Source organism: Mesorhizobium kowhaii, assembly GCF_003253745.1.
Taxonomy (GTDB): Bacteria; Pseudomonadota; Alphaproteobacteria; order Rhizobiales; family Rhizobiaceae; genus Mesorhizobium; species Mesorhizobium kowhaii.
Genome location: NZ_MZXV01000025.1, coordinates 1 through 10,075, shown reverse-complemented (window position 1 = coordinate 10,075; position 10,075 = coordinate 1). Strand labels below are relative to the sequence as shown.

At 59.2% G+C, this 10,075-nt stretch carries 4 protein-coding genes and 2 pseudogenes; all 6 read right to left on the bottom strand.

The annotated features are described in order from the left end of the window. Window positions 1–292 (bottom strand): annotated as a pseudogene (locus B5V02_RS10695) (type I secretion system permease/ATPase); the annotation flags it as partial. Window positions 293–429: 137 nt separating this feature from the next. Then, window positions 430–1,920: a beta strand repeat-containing protein gene (locus tag B5V02_RS10690; protein WP_111544186.1), complete on the bottom strand. Its 1,491-nt coding sequence runs from the start codon at window positions 1,918–1,920 to the stop codon at window positions 430–432. A gap of 169 nt (window positions 1,921–2,089) precedes the next feature. Next, window positions 2,090–4,219, bottom strand: a complete 2,130-nt coding sequence (locus B5V02_RS10685; RefSeq protein WP_111544185.1) for a beta strand repeat-containing protein — start codon at window positions 4,217–4,219, stop codon at window positions 2,090–2,092. Window positions 4,220–4,538: 319 nt separating this feature from the next. Continuing rightward, window positions 4,539–6,632, bottom strand: coding sequence for a CAP domain-containing protein (locus B5V02_RS10680; protein ID WP_146606043.1), 2,094 nt, complete (start codon window positions 6,630–6,632; stop codon window positions 4,539–4,541). A 197-nt stretch (window positions 6,633–6,829) separates the two neighbouring features. Next, window positions 6,830–9,457, bottom strand: coding sequence for a M10 family metallopeptidase (locus tag B5V02_RS10675; protein WP_167458451.1), 2,628 nt, complete (start codon window positions 9,455–9,457; stop codon window positions 6,830–6,832). 392 nt (window positions 9,458–9,849) lie between these two features. Beyond that, window positions 9,850–10,075: pseudogene (locus B5V02_RS10670) on the bottom strand (calcium-binding protein); the annotation flags it as partial.

Sequence of the window (10,075 nt, the reverse complement as noted above, 5' to 3'; positions counted from 1 at the left end):
TGCGTATCTGGTCGAGATCGCCGATCGGCTGAAGCCGTGTGCCTTCCTGGCCGGACCTGAGAGGGAGCGAGACCGAGAGAGCAAAGACGGCGGGTTGCAGGCTGGTGTCGAAACGCCTGCCGATCCGGGCAAGGAGCCTGAGCCGCAGGAGGTCAAGCAAACCATAGGCGATATAAAGACCCGCCATGGCGATCGAGAGCACTGTCAGGGTTGGAATGCTATGCGAAGGCAGGACGCGATCATAGACCTGAAGCATGTAGAGCGAGCCGGTCAGACCAAGCAGATTGATCATTCCCGAGAAAACGGCAACGCAAAACAGTGCTGCGGCGCACGACCTTAGCGCGCGGCTGGGCGCGGAGAGGCCCGTTGGGGCAGTCCGGGAGCCGCCCCGGTTCTGTATCTGAATTGCCACGTGCCCCCGCTTAACGTTCAGACTACGACGAAATCGGCATTCGTCATCGCCAGGTTTGCGGCCAGCGTGGCGAAATGGGTCGAGCCACCCGCCGCACTGCCGTTGCTGTCATAGTAGAGCCAGCCGGTATCCGTTTCATAAATGATGTGATCGTTGCCGTCACCAGCAAGGCCGGTGGTGTTCTTAACGAACTGTTCCGCCGTCAGCGTGCCGTTGCCGCCAAGCGCTGCAAAGATCGCATTGTCGACCAGGATTGTATCCTCGACCACCGAGAAGTCGGTGATGCGGTCGACATTGGTCGAAGCGTTCAGCGCCGTGGTGAAGACGAAGCTGTCATGGCCGGTGCTGCCGGACAGCGTGTCGTTGCCGAGGAGGCCGTTGATGACATTGGCACCCGAATTGCCGGTGATGATATTGGCAATGGAATTGCCGGTGCCGTTGATCGAGGCCGCGCTGCGCAGCGCCAGGTTCTCCAACTCCTGACCGGAGAGGTTGAAGGAGACGTAGGCCTGGACATTGTCGGTGCCCTGGCCGTTGACCTCGATGACATGGTCGCCGGCATTGTCGACATAATAGGTGTCGTTGCCGGTGCTGCCGCTCATTGTATCGGCGCCGCCAAGGCCATTGATGATGTTGTTGCCACTGTTGCCGGTGATGATGTTGGCGATCGAGTTGCCGGTGCCATTGATCGAGGCGCCACCTCTCAGCGCCAGATTCTCCAGCTCCTGACCGGAGAGGTTGAAAGAAACATAGCTCTGGACATTGTCAGTGCCGCCGCCGTTGGCCTCGATGACATGGTCGCCGGCATTGTCGACGTAGTAGGTGTCGCTACCCTGAGCGCCGCTCATCGTGTCGATGCCGCCGAGCCCGTTGATGATGTTGTTGCCGGAATTGCCGGTGATGATGTTGGCGATCGAGTTGCCGGTGCCATTGATCGAGGCGGCACCTCTCAGCGTCAGGTTCTCCAGCTCCTGACCGGAGAGATTGAAGGAAATCGCGCTGTTGACTGTATCGGTGCCCTGGCCATTGGCCTCGATCACAAGATCGCTGGCATTGTCGACCCAATACGTATCGCTGCCGGTGCCACCGCTCATCGTGTCGGCGCCGGCGCCGCCATTGATGGTGTCGGCGCCGCCGAACCCATAGAGCACGTCGTGCAGCGGCGTTCCGTTCAGCGTATCATTGCCACCCAGCGCAAGATCGAGCAGGCCCATCGTGTCATTGGTCAGGACGAAGCCCACAACGTCGGCGGCTGCTACGTTCAGGCCCGTGATCTGCAGCACCGTGCCGCCAGCCACCACATACCGGACGGATGTGATCGTTCCACCGGTAGGGACGCCGGCGCTATAAGTGAATCCAGAGCCCTGAAAGAGCGTGTAATTCGACGCGTCGTCAAAAAACCTTGCATATAGAGGCTGCGGGTCCTCGAAGTCGTAGTCGAGCAGTGCTCCCACCTGCAGCGTATCGAAATTCAGTCCAAAAACCGTACCACCGCTGACCACAGCCATGACGTTCTCCCACCCAAGATTAATACCCCACCGTATACTTACGAGGTTTCCTGAAACAGTACAACTGACCGTTTTTACTTGCAGTTAGCTAGCGAGGGGTCGGGACGGAATCGTTGCGATGGACTTTGGCGGCGGCGGCCAGGTCCGCTTCGGACGGACGGGTATGACCTTACACCACGACGAAGTCGGCGTTGGTGAGTGCCAGATTGGCGGCCAGCTTGGCGAAATGGGTCGAGCCGCCCGCCGCATTGCCGTTGCTGTCATAGGTGAGCCAGCCGGTGTCGGTCTCGTAGATGATGTGGTCGTTGCCATCGCCGGCAAGACCAGTTGTGTTCTTGACGAACTGCGCGGCCGTCAGCGTGCCGTTGGCGCCAAGCGCTGCGAAGATCGCGTTATCGACCTGAATGGTGTCGTCGACCACCGAGAAGTCGGTGATGTGGTCGACATTGGTCGAGGCATTGAGCGCCGTGGTGAAGACGAAGGTGTCGTTGCCGGTGCTGCCGCTCAGCGTGTCGTTGCCGCCGAGACCGTTGATGACGTTGGCGCCACTGTTGCCGGTGATGGTGTTGCCAATGGAATTGCCGGTGCCATTGATCGAGGCGCCGGTCCGCAGCGCCAGGTTCTCCAGCTCCTGACCGGAGAGGTTGAAGGAGACATAGGCCTGCACATTGTCGATGCCGCCGCCGTTCGCTTCGACGACGTGGTCGCCGGCATTGTCGACATAATAGGTGTCGTTGCCGGTGCTGCCGCTCATCGTATCGGCGCCGAGAAGGCCGTCGATGATGTTGTTGCCACTGTTGCCATTGATTGTGTTGGCGATCGAATTGCCGGTGCCGTTGATCGAGGCGCCAGTGCGAAGCGCCAGGTTCTCCAGCTCCTGTCCCGAGAGATTGAAGCTGACAGTGCTCTGCACATTGTCAGTGCCCTGGCCGTTGAGCTCGATCACGTGATCGCCAGCATTGTCGACCCAGTAAGTGTCGTTGCCCTGGGCGCCGCTCATGGTATCGGCGCCGCCGAGCCCGTCGATGACGTTGTTGCCACTGTTGCCAGTGATGATGTTGGCAATGGAATTGCCGGTGCCGTTGATGGAGGCGGCACCTCTTAGCGCCAGGCTCTCGATCTCCTGACCGCCCATATTGAAGCTGACAGTGCTCTGCACATTGTCGGTGCCGCCGCCATTGGCCTCGATGACTTGGTCGCTGGCGTTGTCGACCCAATAGGTGTCGTTGCCGGTGCCACCTTCCATCGTGTCGGCATCCGCGCCGCCGTCAATGAAGTCGTTGCCGCCAGCCCCCAAAATAGTGTCATTGCCGGCATCGCCGTAGAGCTGGTCATTGCCGCCAATCACGACAGCGCCCGCATTCAAAAATTGCCAGTCGCCGAAGATCTTGTCGGCGCCGCCGCCGCCATGGATCGTATCGGCGCCACCCTGTGCCCCGCCGCCGGTAAACACTGCTATTGCATCACCAATGAGATGATCGCCGCCGGCACCGCCATTGATGATGTCGTTGCCGCCCACAAGATTTCCGATGACCTGCACTATGTCGCCCACGGCATATGCGGCGCCGGATAGCGTCAGCGTGTCATTGCCCCCAACAACAGTGCCGCCAAGGTCGACTCGGTATGCATCGCCAGCCAGTGTATCGATACTGCCACCCGTCTTGACAGACAGCTTGTCGTCGCCGCCGGACAAGAAACCGTCGACAACATATGCGTCGCCCATGCCGAGGTTTCCGGTAATGGTGATCGTATCGTCGCCCCCGAAGACCGAGCCGCCCGCACTGATCGACATAAAGTCACCCATGGCGAAACCAGAGCCTACGTCGCCAGTGATGATGTCGTTGCCGCCGACAAACGTCTGGCCAGATGCGACGTTACGGCCGTCACCAGCGAAAGAAAGAAAGAAGTTGCCCGGGGTAGCGGCGTTTCCCAGGTCGACCGTGTCATTGCCGGACAGGAAGGTCCGCCAGTAAAGATCATTCTGCTGCTCTGGCGTGAGACCGCCGTTGACGAGCGGCGCCAGCAGTGTTGCATTGAAGGAAAGCCCCGTAATGTGCACTTCGGCAAGGCTGTTGTCGTTGTCCAGGTCGAGCACCAACTCGGTAACGGTGCCGCCGGTGGGGACGTGGGCGGCGTCGTAGGTAAAGCCCGCGCCGATGATGTCGCTGTCATGGCCGAAAGGGCTGACCCAGCTCCATGCGCTGGAAGTTGTTATGTCCAATGCGCCGCCCGAATAGTCGACTATGTCGGTGCTAATATCGAAATGCTGATCATTGTTGGCAAAGCTGACTGTAGCCAAGGTTATTTCCTCCAGGACATTCGCGGTCCGTTAATGGCAACCGAATTTGAGATTTTTCCTGGGCCAAATTGGCTGGCGCTGAACATTGCCCCCGCAAACGCCGGCTCCGTGAAATTTATTGCAGGAATATTGGCCAGATCGTCTGGGTCGTAATCATGTGTTGCGATGCGGTCTACGTACGCTTTGTATCTGACAGATGTCGCCCAAATTTTTTTGTAATATGTCTTGAAACAGACCGCAGTTATTCGAAAGCATTATTGCGTTGATGGTCAGTTAGATGTTTTCCCGATTCGCTTCGGGCGGACCGGCAGGGTCTCCCTCACACCACGACGAAGTCCGTGTTGGTTAGCGCGAGGTTGGCGGCAAGCGTGGCGAAGTGGGTCGAGCCGCCTGCTGCATTGCCGTCGCTGTCATAGTAGAGCCAGCCAGTGTCGGTCTCATAGATGATGTGATCGTTGCCGTCGCCGGCAAGCCCGGTGGTGTTCTTGATGAACTGGGCGGCCGTCAGCGTACCGTTGCCGCCGAGCGCTGCGAAGATCGCATTGTCGACCTGGATGGCGTCGTCGACCACCGAGAAGTCGGTGATGTGGTCGACATTGGTGGAGGCATTGAGCGCCGTGGTGAAGACGAAGGTGTCGTTGCCGGTGCTGCCGGACAACGTGTCGTTGCCGAGGAGGCCGTTGATGACATTCGCACCCGAATTGCCGGTGATGATGTTGGCGGTGGAATTGCCGGTGCCGTTGATCGAGGCGCCAGTGCGCAGTTGCAGGTTCTCCAGCTCCTGACCCGACAGGTTGAAGGAGACGTAGGCCTGGACATTGTCGGTGCCCTGGCCGTTGAGCTCGATCACGTGATCACCAGCATTGTCGACATAATAGGTGTCGTTGCCTTGCGCGCCGCTCATCGTGTCGGCACCGAGAAGGCCGTCGATGATGTTGTTGCCACTGTTGCCATTGATGATGTTGGCAATCGAGTTACCGGTGCCGTTGATGGACGCGGCGCTGCGCAGTTGCAGGCTCTCCAACTCCTGGCCGGACAGATTGAAGCTAACATAGGCCTGAACATTGTCGGCGCCCTGGCCGTTGGCCTCAATGACATGATCCCCGGCATTGTCGACATAGTAGGTGTCGTTGCCGATGCCGCCCTGCATGGTGTCGGCGCCTTCCTTGCCGTCCAGCGTGTCGTTACCGCCCAGGCCGATCAGCGTGTTGACGCCCGAATTGCCGTTCAGCGCATTGGCCAGGCTGTTGCCGGTGGCGTTGATCGAGGCCGCGCTGCGCAGTGCGACGTTCTCGATATTGCCCGTGAAGTGGTTGCCGTCGCTGAGGTTGATCGAGATATAGCCATTGACGATATCGGAGCCGTTGGCGCCGGCAGTGCTTTCACTGACGATATCGCCGGCATTGTCGACATAGTAGGCGTCGTTGCCGGCCCCGCCATACATGGTGTCGGCGCCACCCTTGCCATCCAGCGTGTCATTGCCGGCCTTGCCGTCGAGGTGGTCGCCGCCCGAGGCGCCATAGATGGCTTGGGTGCCGTCGGCACCGGTCAGCGTCAAGGCATTCGTGCCAAGCCCGACGATAGATGAAATGCCGCTCACCGCTGTCATCGATACCGACGTGCGGATGGTCGACTGGCCCATCAGATCGATCTTGGCGTTGAAGCCGGCCGCGATCGTCGCGGTGAGAACCGCAGCTGTCACCTGATCGCCGCTGGCAAACGTGATGGTTTTGAGACCGGCCGTCAATTCCTCGGAATAGCCGCCGGCGGTGCCGCTGGCTGTGTTCGGTCCGCCGCTAACGGAGACCGTTATGCCAGCGCGTCCTTCGCCGATCGAATAGAACTGGTCTGCAGTTACGGTGTCGTTGAAGGCGACACCGGTGAGAAACTGGTGGTTGGCGCCTGGCCGGCCGAAATCTTCGGTCAGCATCGTCGCATTGGAGCCCTGAAAGACACCTTGGGCCTGACCGACGCCAATCTCCTGAAAGTCCGGATTCATCAAATTGACGCGGTGGCCACGGCCAGTGATGCCCGAATCGACAAACAGATCCTGATGAAGCTGGAGAGACATCGCCGGTGTGACGGAGCCGGAAGTAGATCGAAACGCGATGTTTTCGCCTGCCCTATCCCAGTTATAGCCGGCGGCTGTCATCCGTTCGAATGGATCGCTCCCGCCCGGTTCATCATGCGCGAAGTAGTCTCTGTCGATCATGTCCTGGCTATGAGCCCGCGCCACGCTGAGCAGCGTGTCGTTCATCGCCAGCGGCTGCTTCATCGCTGTGGAGATGGTCTCGTCGGCCGGGACCCCCTCATTGAGGCTTATGCCGTACCGTGCGGCCTCAGCGGCGGGATCGAGCCGCGCTCGATTGACCAATTCCAGGATTGCCTGCTCGACAGCACTCTGATTGGCCACGGCCTTTCTCCATTTGGGTATTGTCCGAGTATTATTAGTCAAAATACTGCCGAAACGCCAGTTGGCTCGGAGCGAGGCTGCTCAAAAACGGTGCCGTTCAACGCTTGAATCACCGGCGCAGGAGACATGCCCACGCAATCGCAGGCGCCGTGATCGGGCGCCTGCGATTGCGTGGGGCGCTCTATCTTTCGAGCGGATCACACCACGGCGAAATCGGCGTTGGTCAGCGCCAAATTGGCGGTGAGGGTGGCGAAGTGGGTGGAACCGCTCGCCGCACTGCCGTCGCTGTCATAATAGAGCCAGCCGGTGTCGGTCTCGTAGATGATGTGATCGTTGCCGTCGCCGGCAAGACCGGTGGTGTTCTTGATGAACTGATCCGCCGTCAGCGTGCCGTTGCCGCCGAGCGCTGCGAAGATGGCATTGTCGACCTGGAGGGTGTCGTCGACCACGGAGAAGTCGGTGATGTGGTCGACATTGGTCGAGGCGTTGAGCGCCGTGGTGAAGACGAAGCTGTCGTTGCCGGTGCTGCCGGACAGCGTGTCGTTGCCGAGGAGGCCGTTGATGATGTTGTTGCCACTGTTACCGGTAATCACATTGGCGATCGAGTTGCCGGTGCCGTTGATGGAGGCCGCGCTGCGCAGCGCCAGGTTCTCCAGCTCCTGACCGGAGAGGTTGAAGGAGACATAGGCCTGCACATTGTCGGTGCCCTGGCCGTTCGCTTCGATCACGTGATCGCCGGCATTGTCGACATAGTAGGTGTCATTGCCTTGAGCGCCGCTCATCGTATCGGCGCCGAGAAGGCCATCGATGATGTTGTTGCCGGTATTGCCGGTGATGACATTGGCGATCGAGTTGCCGGTGCCGTTGATGGAAGCCCCGCTGCGCAGCGCCAGGTTCTCCAGCTCCTGACCGGAGAGGTTGAAGGAGACATAGGCCTGCACGTTGTCGGTGCCGCCGCCATTGGCCTCGATGACATGGTCACCGGCATTGTCGACATAGTAGCTGTCGCTGCCAGTGCTGCCACTCATCGTATCGGCGCCGAGAAGGCCATTGATGATGTTGTTGCCGCTGTTGCCGGTGATGATGTTGGCAATGGAATTGCCAGTGCCATCGATGGAGGCGCCACCTCTCAGCGCCAGGTTCTCCAGCTCCTGGCCGGAGAGGTTGAAGGAGACGTAGCTCTGCACATTGTCGGTGCCGCCGCCATTAGCCTCGATGACATGGTCGCTGGCATTGTCGACATAGTAGGTGTCGCTGCCGGTGCTGCCGCTCATCGTATCGGCGCCGAGAAGGCCGTTGATGATGTTGTTGCCGCTGTTGCCGGTGATGATGTTGGCGATCGAGTTGCCGGTGCCGTTGATGGATGCGGCACTGCGCAGCGCCAGGTTCTCCAGCTCCTGACCAGAGAGGCTGAAGGAGACGTAGGCCTGCACATTGTCGGTGCCGCCACCATTGGCCTCGATGACATGATCGCCGGCATTGTCGACATAGTAGGTGTCACTGCCGGTGCTGCCACTCATCGTATCGGCGCCGAGAAGGCCGTCGATGATGTTGTTGCCACTGTTGCCATTGATGATGTTGGCAATCGAATTGCCGGTGCCATTGATCGAGGCGCCGGTCCGCAGCGCCAGGTTCTCCAGTTCCTGGCCGGAGAGGCTGAAGGAGACATAGGCCTGCACATTGTCGGTGCCCTGGCCGTTCGCTTCGATGACATGGTCGCCGGCATTGTCGACATAGTAGGTGTCGTTGCCGATGCCGCCCTGCATGATGTCGGCGCCAATGCGGCCGTCGATGACGTTGGCGGCATTATTTCCTATGACAGTATCGGCATGTGCGCTGCCGATTACGTTTTCGATTGTTGTCGAGAACGCGAGGCCCAGATTTCGCTCCCATTCATAGGCCGGGGTGCTCGGATCTGTCAGGGTGCTTCGAATAAAGTCTGCAAAGCCATATTGCGCGGTGAGGTCAGCAATCTGATCCTCGACATTGTAGTAGTCGAGGTCCGAATAGGCGCCGGGGCGCAAATCGACGGTCGAGCCTCGGGAAAGCGCGGACAGGTCTACGGTATCCGTGCCGCCAGCATCGTAGATCGCCTGCCTGCCATTCAGGTCGCTGTCTGTAAAAGCATAAACGGTGTTGCCGGTGGCAGTGGTCGGATCTGCCCCGTAATGATCTTGAATCGCCATGATATCGAGCACCATTGGCGTAAAGGACGACGTTCCCTCGACGCTATAAGAGATGCCGCCCCCGCTGTCTGACCAAGTGAAGACATTGTCTTCCGACGTGTAGCTCATCACCGTGTAAGTTGTGCTGTCGTACGCCGCGGGCACAGTCGGCGCCTCGAAGGGGTGCTTCAGTCCCAGGGAATGCCCGGATTCGTGGATGAGAATCTGGAAATCAGAGGTATGCTGGGTGAAATTGGATGACTTGTAGCTCTCGCCGACCCAGATGTCGCCGTTTTCGGCAATTGTTGTGAAGCCGGGCGAGGGCGGGCCATAGGCATAGGCGGCTGTGCTTGAGCCCTGGCGCGCTGTGACGTCGGTGAAGGCGACGCGGATTTGCCCGGGGGTTGTGTCCGATACCTCAGTTATCGAAGGCGCGATCAAAGCGTCCCAAAGAGACAAGACGGCCCGAAAATTCGCCGCCTGGGTGCCGTTGAAAGCTCCGGACTGAGCGTCGAAGGGCTCTCCCGACCCATAATCTGTCTCCCAGAGTGAACCGGCACCCGGAATTGAGTAAGTGATCGTCGGGCCGAACCACTTCGCACCGTCCTGGTCAACGAGCCCATTCCGAGCCTGTGCCACGGTTACATTTGTCAAAGTCATCGCGCCCCCCCATGGTTGTTGGACGATAATATATCCGGCGACAATATGGATCATAGATTGCCCGAAAAAAAGTTGACGGGCGGCAAGGACCGTTCGCAGGTTTGCATCCTACGCCCGGTAACGTGGAGTTTCGAAGGCGCCGGATTGACGCCGATGGTGTTCCGGTTGGTTGGCGATTGGGGGATTAAATCGGGACAAATCAAAGCAATGTGTATCCACCGTCCGACAACGGTGTCCGCTACACCTGGGGAAATTCCAGAAAAGTGTGAAACGGTTTTCCCGGGAAAAGCGCATAGCGCTTTCCCTAGGGGAATTGCGTCAAACAAAGAGAAAGAGCGGTTCTGCGTTTCCGTGAAACGATGAACCGCTCCAACCGGTCTGAAAGCCTTCCTTCACACCACGACGAAATCGGCGTTGGTCAGCGCCAAATTGGCGGCGAGGGTGGCGAAGTGGGTGGAACTGCCCGCCGCATTGCCGTCGCTGTCATAGTAGAGCCAGCCGGTGTCGGTCTCGTAGATGATGTGATCGTTGCCGTCGCCGGCAAGGCCAGTTGTGTTCTTGACGAACTGTGCGGCCGTCAGCGTGCCGTTGCCGCCAAGCGCTGCGAAGATGGCATTG

Excerpts from the sequence above, each read along its gene's own strand:
- B5V02_RS10675 (WP_167458451.1), bottom strand. The coding sequence starts at position 9,457 with ATGACTTTGACAAATGTAACCGTGGCACAGGCTCGGAATGGGCTCGTT.
- B5V02_RS10690 (WP_111544186.1), bottom strand. The coding sequence starts at position 1,920 with ATGGCTGTGGTCAGCGGTGGTACGGTTTTTGGACTGAATTTCGATACG.